13 protein-coding genes and 1 pseudogene are annotated in these 14801 nt (G+C 45.9%); all 14 read right to left on the minus strand.

The annotated features are described in order from the left end of the window. A pseudogene (locus tag ACERC5_RS07035) lies at positions 1–180 on the minus strand (IS3 family transposase); the annotation flags it as partial. Between the two features lie 50 nt (positions 181–230). Further along, a complete protein-coding gene (locus ACERC5_RS07040) occupies positions 231–1670 on the minus strand; it encodes a TrkH family potassium uptake protein (RefSeq protein WP_373660491.1) in 1440 nt (479 codons plus the stop codon). An 8-nt stretch (positions 1671–1678) separates the two neighbouring features. Beyond that, positions 1679–3025, minus strand: a complete 1347-nt coding sequence (gene trkA, locus ACERC5_RS07045; protein WP_373660492.1) for a Trk system potassium transporter TrkA — start codon at positions 3023–3025, stop codon at positions 1679–1681. Beyond that, positions 3022–3219 carry a hypothetical protein gene (locus ACERC5_RS07050; RefSeq protein ID WP_373660493.1) on the minus strand — a complete coding sequence of 66 codons (198 nt, stop codon included), beginning with the start codon at positions 3217–3219 and terminating at the stop codon, positions 3022–3024. Before ACERC5_RS07050 ends, trkA begins: the two co-directional genes overlap by 4 nt. 40 nt (positions 3220–3259) lie before the next feature. After that, positions 3260–4540 (minus strand): uracil-xanthine permease family protein, encoded by a 1281-nt coding sequence (locus tag ACERC5_RS07055; protein ID WP_373660494.1) that lies wholly within the window; start codon positions 4538–4540, stop codon positions 3260–3262. 546 nt (positions 4541–5086) lie between these two features. Further along, entirely contained in the window at positions 5087–7588 is a 2502-nt protein-coding gene (leuS, locus tag ACERC5_RS07060) for a leucine--tRNA ligase (protein ID WP_373660495.1), read from the minus strand. A 251-nt stretch (positions 7589–7839) separates the two neighbouring features. Continuing rightward, entirely contained in the window at positions 7840–8982 is a 1143-nt protein-coding gene (gene dnaJ / locus ACERC5_RS07065) for a molecular chaperone DnaJ (protein ID WP_373657959.1), read from the minus strand. Between the two features lie 432 nt (positions 8983–9414). After that, positions 9415–11238: a molecular chaperone DnaK gene (gene dnaK / locus ACERC5_RS07070; RefSeq protein WP_373660496.1), complete on the minus strand. Its 1824-nt coding sequence runs from the start codon at positions 11236–11238 to the stop codon at positions 9415–9417. Between the two features lie 338 nt (positions 11239–11576). Continuing rightward, positions 11577–12005 carry a GNAT family N-acetyltransferase gene (locus tag ACERC5_RS07075; protein WP_373657956.1) on the minus strand — a complete coding sequence of 143 codons (429 nt, stop codon included), beginning with the start codon at positions 12003–12005 and terminating at the stop codon, positions 11577–11579. After that, complete coding sequence (grpE, locus tag ACERC5_RS07080; protein ID WP_373660497.1) at positions 12005–12535, minus strand: nucleotide exchange factor GrpE; 531 nt, start codon at positions 12533–12535, stop codon at positions 12005–12007. The genes ACERC5_RS07075 and grpE overlap by 1 nt, the downstream gene beginning before the upstream one ends. Positions 12536–12545: 10 nt before the next feature. Continuing rightward, positions 12546–13580 (minus strand): heat-inducible transcriptional repressor HrcA, encoded by a 1035-nt coding sequence (gene hrcA / locus ACERC5_RS07085; RefSeq protein ID WP_373657954.1) that lies wholly within the window; start codon positions 13578–13580, stop codon positions 12546–12548. 91 nt (positions 13581–13671) lie between these two features. Next, positions 13672–13899 carry a hypothetical protein gene (locus ACERC5_RS07090; RefSeq protein WP_373657953.1) on the minus strand — a complete coding sequence of 76 codons (228 nt, stop codon included), beginning with the start codon at positions 13897–13899 and terminating at the stop codon, positions 13672–13674. A 1-nt stretch (position 13900) separates the two neighbouring features. Then, on the minus strand, positions 13901–14416 hold the full coding sequence (locus tag ACERC5_RS07095; protein WP_373657952.1) for a DUF2812 domain-containing protein: 516 nt from the start codon (positions 14414–14416) through the stop codon (positions 13901–13903). After that, complete coding sequence (locus ACERC5_RS07100; RefSeq protein ID WP_373660498.1) at positions 14413–14730, minus strand: PadR family transcriptional regulator; 318 nt, start codon at positions 14728–14730, stop codon at positions 14413–14415. The genes ACERC5_RS07095 and ACERC5_RS07100 overlap by 4 nt, the downstream gene beginning before the upstream one ends. Between the last annotated feature and the right edge of the window lie 71 nt (positions 14731–14801).

The raw sequence follows: 14801 nt of genomic DNA on the forward strand, positions 1-14801 counted from the left end.
GGGAGGATAATACGTATTTTTACCCTTTCTAACAATCTCGACTCCATACCTATCCATAAGCTTTACCATATATTTGAGGTTGGAAATCTGAATATCGTAAGCTTGGCTAAGTTGGGACCACGTCACCCCTTTATTTCTTAGCTCATAGAGATTTAATTTATCTTCGTAGCTCAATTTCATAAAAAAGCACCCCATTCGTTAGATTATCTGTCTAACTTTTGGGGTGCGGTTCAATATTTAGACCAGGCTTTTTTGCTAAAGAGCAAGAGGAGCGGAAAAATTTCCAATCGCCCAGCAATCATCATGAAGGACATGACTATTTTTGAGAATGGGCTAAAGAAAGCAAAGGTCTCTGTTGTTCCCAATATTGGCCCAATATTGTTAAAAATACTGGCACTGGCACTGATAACCACCAAAAAGTTGTTGCTATCAAGACTAAGGACAAAGACCAATCCGATAAATAGGGCAACGTAGACCACAAAATATTTCATGATGCTATGCTGAGTACCCTTATCTAAGGTGCGGTCATTAACATGGACGGTCATGATGCGATTGGGATAGAGATTTTGTAGGGTTTGGAGTCGGATGATCTTAGCTAAAATCAAGACCCGCATCACCTTAAAGCCACCAGCGGTCGATCCTGCCATCCCTCCGATAAACATGAGCATGAGCAAAATCATCTGAGAAAACATCGGCCACGACGATATGTCAAGCAAGCCAAAACCAGTGGAACTTAACAAACTTGCAATTTGGAAAAAGATGACTTCCAGAGCCTTACCAGAGCTTGCAAACAAACCTCCGATATTGAGAAAAAGCAGCGCCGCACTCCCAAAAATTACAATAAGATAGGCCCTTAACTCTTCATCTTTGAAAAAAAGTTTGATTTTCTTGAGCAAAAGGAGATAATAGAGGTTAAAGTTTACACCAAAAACAAGCATACCAACGGTTACAATCCCTGTGATCAAAGAACTATTGTAATGGGCAATGCTATCGTTATAGACCGCAAAACCGCCTGTTCCAGCTGTTCCCATACTAATAATCAGACTATCAAAGAATGGCATACCAGCCCAGTAAAGTAGGAGGGTTAAAATGGCAAAAAGGCTGAGGTAAATAACATAAAGGATTTGGGCAGTGTCCTTCAGTCGCGACACTAACTTACCAAAGACAGGCCCAGGGACCTCTGCTCGCATGATTTCAAGATGACTATTTTTCTCGTTATTGAGCAGGGCCAAGGCAAAAACTAATACCCCCATGCCGCCAATAAGGTGCGTAAAGCTCCGCCAGAAGAGGAGTGACGGGGACAAAACGCCAACATCCGGTAAAATCGTTGCCCCTGTTGTGGTAAATCCTGAACTCACTTCAAAAAACGCATCAACTAGAGATGGGATTTGACCACTAAAGACAAAAGGAAGAGCACCAAAAAAGGACCAAAGTACCCAGCACAAAGAGACAATTAGCATGCCTTCTTTGGCGTAGATTTTTTCAGTTTTGGGTTTGATGAGACTCCCAAAAAGGCCAATCAGCGTCAACAACCCCATTGTAATCAGCAAGGCTCGAAAAACCTTTGCTTCTTCGTGGTAAATTATGGCAACAACTAATGGGACGACCATCAGTGCCGCTTCAATCAAGAGTAATTTCGACAGGGTACGGCGAATAATTGAATGATTCATATCGCCTCCTAATCTAACAAATCACAAATATTGTGGATGTTTTTTTGCAACGTCGCAACGATCACCTTATCATTGATTTGGAAGCAATCCTGTCCAGTTGGGAAAATAGCTTTCCCTTTTCGGATAATAGCCATGATGACAATATTTGGCTTTAAGCGTAGACTATCAAGTGGTTTGTCAGTCGCTTTATTATGATCTGTAATGTCAAACTGGAGGGTCTCAACCTTACCTTTCGCCACATGGTGCAGGGCTTCAAGACTTGATTCTTGAGCATTCTTACGGCCACGAATAAAGTGCATCATACTATCAACGGCAATGAGTTTTGGGGTGACAATGCTCGAAAAATCGCGGTCTCCGATAATTTCTAGCAAACTTGTTCGGTTAATCTTAGTGATATTTTTAGGAATACCGAGACTGTCTAAGTACATCGACGCAATGATGTTTTCTTCGTCGACCCCAGTCAAGGTTGCGACAGCATCGTAATGCTCAACGCCCTCTTCAAGCAAGACATTTTTTGCAGTGCCATTACCTTTGACCACATGCAAGTGTGAAAAAGTTTCACTGAAAAATTCAGCCCGATCTCGTTTGAGTTCGATTAACTTAACATTAATTTTTGTATTTTTGAGAATGGTCATGAGGTAGTAAGCAATCTTGCCAGCTCCGATAACCATAAAGTTTTTGATGACCTGTGTTTTTATGCTATTGTGGAAATTAACCATGGCTTGACGTTGCCCTGTCACAAAAATTTTATCATTGGCTTGAATGGAGACCAGACCGTCAGGAATGATGACCTCCTTGCCACGCACAATGGCACAAATCAGAATGTCTTCAAATTTTTTCCGGAATTGCTGTAAAGACAGGCCAACCAAACGACTGTTCTCGGCAATCTTAAATTCCATCAACATAATGCGACCGTTGAAAAAATGCTCAACCGATAGGGCATTTGGAAACTCGATAGCATTAGCAATATAGCGAGCTGTCAACAACTCAGGGTTGATAATTTGTGAAAAACCAAGAATGTTGTGGTCACGAAAATAAGGGTTTGAATATTCGGGATTACGCACCCGCACAATCGTCTCCTTGGCTCCCATTTTTTTAGCCAAAACAGCAGCAATCATATTAACTTCGTCCTTATCCGTTAGGGCAATAAAAATGTCGCAGTGACGGACATCTGCTTCATCTAAAATTTGAAAATTCACCCCATTACCAACAATTCCCATCAAATCATGACGCTTGGTCACCGTCTTAATGACTTGCTCATCCTCGTCAATCAGGGTCACATCATGATCTTCGTCAATCAGAGAACGGCAGAGGGCGGTACCGACCTTTCCACCTCCGACGATAATTATTTTCATGTCTTATCCTCTTTTAGGAAAATAGCAGAGCTTTTCCTTCTATTTTGTGAGTTGTCACTCCTTTTCATTATACCTTTTTTTAGAAAAATTGCACCTTTTGACTCCTCTTTATAGGACAAATCGGAGAAGAAAATCTCTTCAAAATAATCTGACTGAACCATCTCTCCATTTTGTCCTTTATTTGTAGCCATCATGCTAAAAAGCTGAGGCATTTCTGCTCCAGCTTTTGACTGTTTATTCTGTTGATTCTTTTGGTAAAATCAGATTGAGCAAGACACCAACAATAGCTGCTAGGGCTGTCCCTGAGATGACCAAGCTAGAGCCGATCTGCAAAACCGCTCCGCCAAGACCAAGCACCAGCATCGCAGAGGCGATAACAAGGTTACGCGAAGCCCCAAAGTTGACTTTTGACTTAATCAAGACTTTAAGACCGTTGCTGGCGATAACCCCATAAAGAAGAATGGACATCCCTCCCAATACTGCTGTTGGAATCGTTGAAATGAGGGCGGTAAACTTGGCACAGAAGCTAAGACCAATAGCGATGAAAGCTGCGTGACGGATGACTGACGCGCTGGCAATTCGTGTCATCCCAATAACCCCCGTATTCTCACCATAAGTCGTATTAGCAGGACCTCCGATAAAAGCTGAGAATGCCGTTGCCACCCCGTCACCGATTAGGGTACGATTGAGCCCAGGTTCTTTCAAGAAATTCCGACCAGTAATTTCACCTAGAACCATGTGGTCACCGATGTGCTCAGCAATGGTTACAATAGCAATCGGTAGAATAGCTAGCGCTTCAGGACCAAAGTAAAATTTGTACTGACCAAAACTCTCGATACCAGTGGCAAATGGTAGGCTAATGGTCGGTAGAGCAAACCATGCTGCTTCCTTAACAGGAGTAAAGTCAACCAACCCAATCAAAGCAGCCACGATGTAGCCACCAGCAATGGCAATCAAGAAGGGAATGACCTTCATAAAACCTTTGCCCTTGGTTTGAACCAAGACGGCGATCATAAAGCTGACCCCTGCTACCAGCATGTTGCGCCAGTCACCGTCTTTAACGAAACCTGCGCTAGTTACAGCAGTATTAGCCAACCCAAGACCAATCACAATAATCATCGGCCCGATAACAACAGGTGGCAAGAGCCTATCAATCCACGCTGTACCGACCTTACCAACCAACAAAGCCACAAGGACATAGACCAAACCGACAAGAATAATACCTGTCTGTGCTGCTGAAATATCTCCCCCCATCTGCTCTTTGGCAAATCCCATCGCTGAAATGTAGGCAAACGATGAACCTAAATAAACGGGAACACTGAACTTAGTTGACACCATATAAATCAAGGTCCCTATACCAGAAGCTAGCAAGGCTGTTGACACCGACATTCCTAATAGCAGTGGCACTAAAATCGTTGCGCCAAACATCGCAAACACGTGCTGAATACTAAGCAACAACCCTTTCCCCAAATCAGGGCTCTCGTGAATATCAAACAATAATTTTTTCTCTGCCATGTCTTCTCCTTTTCTTGATGAGACTGATTTTTGGCATAAAAATAAGTCCCAATGATACCGAAATGAGACTTGCTTGGTTATTCGATAATGCAGAAAAAGCCAATACCTTTTTCTTTTTACTGTCGAAGTCCCTTAGTAGGCTCTCTGTCCCACCTTAAAAGTCCTTATTTCTTGAAATATTTTATCAAATTTTCAGATAAAGTCAAGACATTTTGAAAAAATATTTTTTAAGCCCCGATGCTACAGCATATCGTAAAAGTAAACAAAAAACAGACACTAGTTTACAATCTCAGTAGTGTAAACTAGCATCTATCAACTAACATTAGTGTAACGTTTTAAATAATGGCATTTGGAAAAAACTCCCCAGCGCAATATCTAATCTAAAGGGGCTTCCCCTACCGATTCCCCCAAAACAGTCTGGAAGTAGACTGTTGGAAGTTGGAAATCAGCAAAGAAACGAGTGACCGTTACTTGTAACGATGCTGACAAGTTTGGTTGGTTTCCAGAGACTGGGGAGACTCTGGAAGGTGGCAAACGAGTAACGTTTTACTTAACCACAATGTTGACCAACTTATTCGGTACAACAATGACCTTGACCACCGTCTGTCCTGCTATCTCGGTTTGGACTTTGCTATCTGCCAGAGCAGTTTTCTCCAGCTCTTCTTGGCTCAGGTCTTTGGCAACCGTTAGGCGAGCTTTGACCTTGCCCTTGATTTGGACAACGATTTCGATTTCGTCTTCGACCAGTTTACTCTCATCATAGGTCGGCCAGGTCACATAGGAAATGCCATCTGTTGCACCTGTTACCTGCTCCCAGAGTTCCTCACCCAAGTGCGGTGCAAATGGTGCTAGCAGCTGGATAAAGCCTTTGGCATAGTCGAGATAGAGCTGGTCTTCTTTGTTGGCAGCGTTGACGAAAATCATCATCTGGGCAATGGCTGTGTTGAACTTGAGCTCTTCAATATGCTCAGTGACGACTTTCACTGTCTCATGGTACACCTTGTCCAGCGCTCCGCTATTGTCCGTAACCAATGACTTGGTCGTGATTAAGCGGTAGACACGGTCGAGGAACTTGCGACTGCCCTCCAGACCTTCCTCGCTCCAAGCGATAGACGCATCAAGCGGCCCCATGAACATCTCGTAAACCCGCAGCGTGTCAGCCCCGTACTGGTTGACCACATCGTCAGGGTTAACCACATTCTTTAGGGACTTGGACATCTTGGCTGGCAACTGTACTAGCTCTTCACCCGTTTCCACATGGAAGAAGCTGCCGTCACGTTTTTCTACCTTGTCACTAGCCACCAGCGCCCCACGACCATCACGGTAACTAGTCCCCAAAATCATCCCTTGGTTAAAGAGTTTTTGGAAAGGTTCCTTGGTCGGCACCACGCCAATGTCGTAGAGGAACTTATGCCAGAAGCGGGCATAGAGCAGGTGAAGCACAGCATGCTCAGCCCCACCGATGTAAATATCAACTGGCAACCAGGCCTTGAGAAGGTCTTCGTCTGCCAATTTTTCACTGTTTTTCGGGTCAATGTAGCGCAGGTAATACCAGCTTGAGCCTGCCCATTGCGGCATGGTATTGGTCTCACGACGACCCTTGACCCCATCTTCACGGGTCACTGTCAACCAGTCAGTTAAATTAGCCAATGGGCTCTCGCCTGTGCCAGACGGCTTGATATCACTGGTTTTTGGCAAGATGAGCGGCAGCTCACTCTCTGGAATCGCCGTGCTGGTCCCATCTTCCCAATGGATAATAGGAATCGGCTCACCCCAGTAACGCTGACGGCTAAAGAGCCAGTCGCGAAGGCGATAAGTGATTTTCTCCTGACCAACGCCGTTTTCTTCTAACCAAGCCACCATTTTAGCAATAGCGTCCGCCTTATCCAGTCCATTAAGGAAATCAGAGTTGATATGAAGACCATCTTCTGTATAAGCTGCTTCTTGGACATTGCCACCCTCAAGGACAGGAATAATCTCAAGGTCAAAGGCCTTGGCAAAGTCCCAATCCCGCTCATCGTGAGCAGGTACTGCCATGATGGCACCTGTCCCGTAGCTCGCTAAAACATAGTCTGCTATCCAGATGGGGATCTCTCGTCCATTGACAGGGTTGATGGCATAGGCACCCGTCCAAACACCCGTCTTGTCCTTGTTGAGGTCTGTCCGAGCCAAATCCGACTTGAGGCTGGCTTGGTGCTTGTAGTCTGCAACAGCTTGGGCTTGGTCAGCAGTTGTAATCTCTTCGACCAGGGCGTGCTCTGGCGCAAGAACCGCATAAGTCGCTCCAAAAAGGGTATCAGGTCGTGTGGTAAAGACAGTGAACTCACGGTCTGTATCCTTGATCTTGAAGGTCACATTTGCACCTGTTGATTTGCCAATCCAGTTGCGCTGCATGTCCTTGATGGATTCTGGCCAGTCCAGCTCTTCCAAGTCATTGAGAAGACGCTCTGCATAGGCAGTTATTTTCAGCATCCACTGGCGCATCGGCTTGCGAACGACTGGATAACCACCTCGTTCAGACGTGCCGTCTGGCAAGACTTCTTCGTTGGCGATGGCGGTCCCCAATTCCTCTACCCAGTTGACAGGAACTTCGGCTTCATAAGCCAGCCCTTTTTCATAAAGCTTGGTAAAAATCCACTGGGTCCACTTGTAGTAGTCAGGGTCAGTCGTATTGATTTCCCGATCCCAGTCATAGGAAAAGCCCAAAGCGTTAATCTGACGTTTGAAATTGGCAATATTCTCTGCCGTAAAGTCAGCAGGGTCATTTCCCGTATCCATGGCGTACTGCTCAGCCGGCAGACCAAAGGCATCCCAGCCCATAGGGTGAAGGACATTGTAGCCTTGCGCCCGCTTGTAACGGCTGAGAATATCTGTCGCCGTGTAACCCTCAGGGTGTCCCACATGGAGACCCGCTCCTGATGGGTAAGGAAACATGTCTAGGGCATAAAAGTTCGGCTTATCCTTGTCCGTACCCGTCTTAAAAGTGTGATTAGTCGCCCAGTACTTCTGCCACTTGGGTTCAATGTCTTTGTGATTGTAAGTTGCCATAAGGTTCTCCTTTATCGTATCGTCTCTAGTCTCACCTCGACATGTTACTGCTAGAATAATATCGTCATGCTAAACCAGACAAAATCAACTTGATTTAGCAGCGTTATTCAAGCTCCCACGTTATCAGGTGCCTCTTTATTCTATCATATTTTAAGACAATTTGATAGCTGGATTCCCTAAAATTTTCTGATTTCTCTGACCATTTCGCCAAAAAAGCCCCGCAGGGCTTTGGAAAAATAGCAGAGCAGTTCTTATAGCTCTTCCAGGGCATCTTTCACCTTGTCAAAGAAACCTTTGCGTTTAGGATGGACATCATCCAAGCCGCTGGCTGCCGCAAAATCTCTGAGCGCAGCTTTCTGACCGTCGTTAAGTTTGGTCGGGGTCACAATATTAACCGTGACATGCTGGTCACCCACTGCGCCACTTCTGATGTGCGGTGCTCCCTTACCTTTGAGGCGGAAAGTCTTGCCAGTCTGTGTCCCTGCTGGAATGCTCATCTCAACCGCACCATGAACAGTCGGTACCTCAACCGTGTCACCAAGAGCAGCCTGAACAAAATTGATATCCATGCTGTAGTAAATCGTTGTGCCATCGCGTTTGAATTTATCGCTTTGGAGAACGGTGATGATGACATATAAGTCACCGTAAGGACCGCCATTGAAACCTGCTTCTCCACCGCCTAAATGACGTAGTTTCAGTCCAGTTTCTGCTCCAGCAGGTATTTTCACGGATAGCTTATGCACTTTGGTCTCATGACCTGTACCATGACAGGTCTGACATGGGTCTTTGATCTCCTTGCCTCGTCCGTGACAGACATCACAAGTCATCTGACGACGCATCATGCCAAGCGGCGTTTGCGTATCAACATTGATCACCCCTTGACCATGACACCGTCCACAGGTCACAGGACTGGTACCTGGCTTGGCCCCTGACCCACTACATGTCCCACAAGTGGATTGACGTTGGTAGCTGATTTCTTTCTCCGTACCAAAGATAGCTTCTTCAAAGCTGATACGGATTGGATACTGAAGATCATCGCCCTGACGAGGGGCATTAGGATTCCGAGAACCACCGCCACCACCGAAAAAGCTAGAGAAGATGTCCTCGAAGCCACCAAAGCCGCCGCCAGAGAAGCCATCAAAGCCGCCGAAGCCACCACCACCAAAACCACCGCCTGCTCCAGCAGGTCCAAACTGGTCATAGCTGGCCCGTTTTTGCTCGTCACCGAGCGTCTCATAGGCCTCTTGGATGCCCTTGTATTTTTGCTCCGCCCCAGCTTCCTTGTTGATGTCTGGGTGGTATTTTTTAGATAATTTCCGATAAGCCTTTTTAATCTCGTCTTGCGACGCAGACTTAGAGACGCCTAATCGGTCGTAGTATTCTGTATTGTTCATAATTTTACCTTTCGGTTTTTTCTTGATACTTTTCTTAAGTAGCACGGACGCCAGCGATCTCCTTCGGAGTTCCATGGCTAAATTCTGAGCCAAAGTCTCAGAAGACCGCCGTGAGAATTGCGACAAATCGCTATCCTCACTCTTGCTACGGCAAAAAGTATCCGTTAAGAGCTCGCTTCGCTCGCCATAGCAGAGCAGCAAGTCACATTTAGTTGGAAACTTTTTCCATTACCCGAAAACCAGAGGCTGGGTATCAACCTCTGGTTTGAATGTTTATTGTACAACAACGGTATTCAACTGTACAGAGACGACGACTATTCAGGAAGTTCGATAATAACTTCCCGAATCATCTAGTAAGGCACCTAGCCAGTCGCCAGAATAGCGACTGGCGTTCATTGATTAGTTGCTTTAGCAACAATCAATGTTGGTGCATTACTTCTCCGTAAACTCGCCGTCTACGACATCGTCACCTGCTGGGTTAGCTTGGCTAGCACCTTCTGCGCCTGCGGCAGCTTGCTGAGCTGCTGCGGCTTGCTCATACATTTTCACCGCCAAGGCTTGCGCTTTCTCATTGAGGTTGTCAAATTTAACTTTCATGTCATCCAAATTGTTAGCTTCTTGGGCAGCTTTGAGTTCGTCCAAAGCAGCTTGGGCAGCGTCACGCTCGGCGTCAAAGCCTTTGCCTTCAGTTTCCTTGATGGTCTTTTCAGTCGCAAAGATGGCTTGGTCCACGTCGTTACGAAGATCCACTTCTTCTTTACGCTTCGCATCAGCTTCAGCGTTGGCTTCAGCGTCCTTCATCATGCGCTCAATTTCTTCTTCAGACAAGCCATCGTTAGACTTGATGACAATGGTTTGTTCTTTTTGTGTCCCAAGGTCTTTGGCCTTAACAGAGACGATACCGTTCTTGTCAATGTCGAAAGTTACTTCGATTTGAGGGATACCGCGAGGCGCTGCTGGAATATCTGTCAACTGGAAGCGACCAAGTGTTTTGTTGTCTGCTGCCATCGGGCGCTCACCTTGAAGAACATGGATATCTACGGCAGGCTGGTTATCAGCCGCTGTTGAGAAGACTTGTGATTTAGAAGTTGGGATAGTGGTGTTACGATCGATGAGTTTAGTGAAGACCCCACCCATAGTCTCGATACCGAGTGACAATGGCGTAACGTCCAAGAGAACAACGTCTTTCACATCACCAGTGATGACACCACCTTGGATAGCGGCACCCATAGCAACGACTTCGTCAGGGTTAACAGATTTGTTTGGTTCTTTACCTGTTTCTTTACGGACAGCTTCAACCACCGCTGGAATACGGGTTGAACCACCAACGAGGATAACTTCATCAATTTCAGAAGCTGACAAACCAGCGTCAGAAAGAGCTTGACGAACAGGCACTTTGGTACGCTCTACCAAGTCATGGGTCAATTCATCAAATTTCGCACGAGTCAGGGTCATTTCCAAGTGGAGTGGTCCAGCTGCTCCCGCAGTGATGAACGGCAAGCTAATTTGAGTTTGGGTCACACCTGACAGGTCTTTCTTAGCTTTTTCAGCTGCATCTTTCAAGCGTTGGAGAGCCATCTTGTCAGCTGACAAGTCAATGCCGTTTTCTTTCTTGAATTCTGCCACCATGTGGTCGATGATTTTCTGGTCGAAGTCATCACCACCAAGTTTGTTGTCACCAGCAGTGGCGAGAACGTCGAAGACCCCATCACCGAGTTCTAGGATAGACACGTCAAAGGTACCACCACCAAGGTCAAAGACCAAGATTTTTTCTTCTTTGTCTGTCTTGTCAAGACCATAAGCCAGAGCTGCTGCGGTTGGCTCGTTGACGATACGCTCTACTTCCAGACCAGCGATTTTACCAGCGTCTTTGGTCGCTTGACGTTGCGCGTCGTTGAAGTAGGCAGGAACAGTGATAACTGCCTTAGTCACTTTCTCGCCAAGGTAATCTTCTGCATAGCCTTTGAGGTATTGCAGAATCATGGCTGAGATTTCTTGTGGGGTGTATTCTTTGCCGTTGGCAGATACTTTTTCAGAAGTCCCCATTTTAGATTTGATGGAGATGATGGTATCTGGGTTGGTCACTGCTTGGCGTTTTGCCGCGTCACCAACGATAATTTCGCCATTTTTGAAGGACACAACAGATGGAGTAGTGCGGTTCCCTTCTGGGTTAGCGATGATTTTGCTCTCAGTTCCTTCAAGAACTGCTACTGCTGAGTTAGTTGTACCTAAGTCAATACCGATAATTTTAGACATAGTGTTTACCTCTTATTATTTATTTTCTTTTTGTTTTTGACACTTTTCTTAGGTAGCACGGACGCAAGCAACCGCCTCCGGCGTTTCATTGCTAAATTTTGAGCCAAAGTCTCAGAATTTCCGCCGTGATGACTGCGATTCTCGCTGTCATCACTCTTGCTACGGCGAAAAGTGTCGGTTATCAGCTCGCATCCGCTCGCTGATTGGTTATTTCTTTTCGCAGTAGCTGATTGGTATTTCTTCGTCCTATGGACTGTGAAAAACCTAATCAGCCTTGCGGGGGTGCGTCAACGAAATCAAAGATTTCTGACTTACCGCCTAGTTTAATGACATTGCGGTCAGAGTGTTCGACGCATGTAAAGATACGCGTCTTCGATGTTCTCCGATTCTTGAAAGCCAAGCGCCGTCCAGAACCTTCTAGCCTTTTGATTCTCTAAATGGACAGGTAAGGAAACTTGTTTAGCTTGGTATTCTTTTTTCAGATAGTCCAAGCTCAGCTGGACGGCTGCTTTTCCTAGACCTTTGCCTTGATAAGGCTGATCAATCAAAAAGTTGATGATTTGATAATGATTGTCTCCCACATAAAAGGAAACAAAGCCGATTAAATCGTCATCTTGATAAATCGCTCGTGGTTGAAAATCAGAATTCAGCCACGCTTCTGCCAATGAAAACTCAACTGAATCCACATGGTCTTTTTCCAACAAGCCCGACTTTATGCCCAGACAGTCAAAAAAGTTTTCTTCTGTAATGTTACGTAAGAATAACATTAATTATACACCACCACCATAGCTGATCTAAGCAGGCGTTCATGGAGTTTGTAGCCTTTTTGGAAGACTTGAGCGATGGTGTCTGCTGGGTTGTCGTCATCAGCTGGTAGGGTTTGAACTGCCATGTGGAGATTTGGATCAAAAGTTGTTGTCTCAACCTCTTCGACGCCTTCTTCTTTCAGGGCTTGGAGGAGACTATCTTGCACCATTTCGATGCCTTTTTTGACGTCGTCCGTCAAGCCTTCAACAGCTAAGGCACGCTCTAAGTTGTCCAGACTAGGCAAGATTTTTTTGGCCAAGTCCTGCGAACGGTAGCGTTGCAGGGTCTGGCGTTCTTCACTGGCACGTCGCTGAATGTTTTGCATTTCAGCGTGGGCTCGCAGGTATTTGTTTTCAAACTCTTCTGCTCGCTCAGTCGCCATTTCCAGCTCTGTTTTTTCTGGACTTTCAGTGACTTCTTCGGTTACTTCTACTGATTCGTCGACACCTTCTTCTTCAAGAATGTCGTCTTGTTTCACTTCTTCTGACATGCTTCCTCCTTTAATGTACTTCATAATGATTGCTATTGAGATAGCGGTAATAGTCTTGCAGCTTCATGAAGAGGACTCGACTGATGACATTGATGAGGCTCATCTGCCGATGGTAATCCATGTCAATCGGTCCTATCAAGCTCATCTGCCCCATGCCCCGATAAGGGACTGGAAAGCGGTGATGAATGACGGTCAGCTCACTCAAGACAGACTCTCGTGCATCACCGACCAAGATAGCGGTCGTCTCCTGCTCTGTCACGGTTGACCGCAGGCTGACTGCCAAGGCTTGTGGGCTATCCAAAAACTGATAGGTCTCTGGACTGCCGTAGGTCAGCGTAGCCATTTTCCCAGCGACAAAGACAGTGTCTTGAAAAAGGGGCTGAAAAAGATAGTCCATGACATCCAGCACATTGTCCGTCGTGGTGAAATAGCGCTGCACCACTTGAGGAATCTCCGTCCGCAGGCGGTAGTGGATGTCCAAGACCGTTTGCCCGATGAAACGCTCATCAACCAACTGCTTGAGGGTCGCTAAATCCCGTGTCAACCAGTTTTTTGGAATGGCAAACTGAACGGTGACAGGCTTAGAAGCATCGAGTGTCAAGACAGCTAAGGCGTCATGGCTACTCAGCTGCACCACATCAAACTTGGTCAAGCGTTGCTGGGTCGGCTCCACATCGAGCAAGACAGCCGTGTAACCTGTCATCTCTGCCAGGACCTGTGCCGCCCGCTCCAAGATATCCTCTAGGCGAAAGGCTTCAAAGTCAAAGGCTTTGACCACCTGATAGACATCCGCCTCGTCCATCCACTCTCGATTGAGCGTGTGGGTCACGAAATACTGAAACCCAGCTCGGCTAGGCAGGCGACCGCTTGAGGTATGCGCCTTTTCCAGCAAGCCCAACTGCTCAAGTTTTGCCATGTCGTTGCGAATGGTCGCCGAACTAGATGACAAGACGTCTTGCAAGGCTTTGGAGCCAATCGGCTCATGGTGCTGGGTAAAGAGCTCCACAATCAGATTCAGAATCTCTGTCTGCCGTTGGGTAATCATAGCGAGCTCCTTTCTATTAGCACTCTAAAGTATCGAGTGCTAAATCTTATACTCCTATTATACACCATCCTCTCTCCTTGTCAAGAAAAAATTAGCACTCTTTTACCAAGAGTGCTAATTTCAGTCTTAAGACCGAGAAGACTTCTTTTGTCTGAAGAATCGAATCACTAAAAGTGACATCACGACTAGCTGAACCAGAGCCAGAAGATTGACCCCCCCAGTCAGAAAGAGTTGTGGCTGATAGGTCTGTCCGTGGCAAAACAAAGCTGACAAAAGTCACAACATTCAGTAGCAGAGCTGCGATTGGTTGTTTTTTCATATTAGTTCCTTCTGTATTTCTTCCATAATTGGTAAAAACGGTAACCGACATAAAAACAAATCGGTACATCAATCATGGCAACTGTCACCGCTAAATCTAGCTTATTAAAGAATGAGCCGCCAGCAATAGTCAAGACAACCATGCTCAACAAAATCAAAAACCGTCTTATAAAAATTTGTCGAATCATCTCCCAGCGACTGGTCTCATCACTGAAAATATCATCATCTTCCACTTGGCTGGCAGGTTTTCTAAAAATCTCAAAGCTGTTGCAGGTCGTTACAGGTTCCCAACCATAATCCCGATAGAGCTGGTAGTAAGTCTCCTGGTCAGCTCTGCCATTATCCTTAAAATCCAAGCGATAGACCACTTCTTGAGGCGCCGTTTCTTCAAAATGAAAGAGGCAGTCAAAGCGAATCTTGGTCAGCTTCCAGCCCTTGCGGTGCATGGCCGTCAGGTAGTTGGCTTCCTCCTCAAAATCGGTGATAAAAAAGAATTTCACTTCCGTCTTGGTTGTCATAGGCTTTCTCCTCTGCTGGTTTTATATAGGCGTTCGATCCGTGTCAACTCTAGAGCCAGAATCTCCCTACCCAGGGCAGTTATCTGGTAGAGCTTGCGTTTTTCTTCTTCTCGTTTGAAGGCAATCAAGCCATCCTTTTCCATCTTGGATAAGGTGCCGTACATGGTGCCAGGGCTGATGATGACCTGTCCAGTAGTTAGCTCCTTGGTCCGCTGGGTAATCTCATACCCGTGCCGCTCCTCTTGTAAGGCAAAGAGGATATAAAAAGCCGTCTCGGTCATGGGAATGTAGACCCGCTTAATCTTCTCCTGCATAGCACTCCTTTCGTCTCTTGATATATCGAGGTTCGTTATACATTGATTATATCGCAGTGCGATAGTCTTGT

This window comes from Streptococcus sp. E24BD, assembly GCF_041807825.1.
Classification (GTDB): domain Bacteria; phylum Bacillota; class Bacilli; order Lactobacillales; family Streptococcaceae; genus Streptococcus; species Streptococcus entericus.

Bases quoted from the DNA above. Each gene is read 5' to 3' on its own strand.
- ACERC5_RS07040 (WP_373660491.1), bottom strand. From the start codon at position 1,670: ATGAATCATTCAATTATTCGCCGTACCCTGTCGAAATTACTCTTGATT.
- trkA (WP_373660492.1), bottom strand. From the start codon at position 3,025: ATGAAAATAATTATCGTCGGAGGTGGAAAGGTCGGTACCGCCCTCTGC.
- ACERC5_RS07050 (WP_373660493.1), bottom strand. From the start codon at position 3,219: ATGATGGCTACAAATAAAGGACAAAATGGAGAGATGGTTCAGTCAGAT.
- ACERC5_RS07055 (WP_373660494.1), bottom strand. From the start codon at position 4,540: ATGGCAGAGAAAAAATTATTGTTTGATATTCACGAGAGCCCTGATTTG.
- leuS (WP_373660495.1), bottom strand. From the start codon at position 7,588: ATGGCAACTTACAATCACAAAGACATTGAACCCAAGTGGCAGAAGTAC.
- dnaJ (WP_373657959.1), bottom strand. From the start codon at position 8,982: ATGAACAATACAGAATACTACGACCGATTAGGCGTCTCTAAGTCTGCG.
- dnaK (WP_373660496.1), bottom strand. From the start codon at position 11,238: ATGTCTAAAATTATCGGTATTGACTTAGGTACAACTAACTCAGCAGTA.
- ACERC5_RS07075 (WP_373657956.1), bottom strand. From the start codon at position 12,005: ATGTTATTCTTACGTAACATTACAGAAGAAAACTTTTTTGACTGTCTG.
- grpE (WP_373660497.1), bottom strand. From the start codon at position 12,535: ATGTCAGAAGAAGTGAAACAAGACGACATTCTTGAAGAAGAAGGTGTC.
- hrcA (WP_373657954.1), bottom strand. From the start codon at position 13,580: ATGATTACCCAACGGCAGACAGAGATTCTGAATCTGATTGTGGAGCTC.
- ACERC5_RS07090 (WP_373657953.1), bottom strand. From the start codon at position 13,899: ATGAAAAAACAACCAATCGCAGCTCTGCTACTGAATGTTGTGACTTTT.
- ACERC5_RS07095 (WP_373657952.1), bottom strand. From the start codon at position 14,416: ATGACAACCAAGACGGAAGTGAAATTCTTTTTTATCACCGATTTTGAG.
- ACERC5_RS07100 (WP_373660498.1), bottom strand. From the start codon at position 14,730: ATGCAGGAGAAGATTAAGCGGGTCTACATTCCCATGACCGAGACGGCT.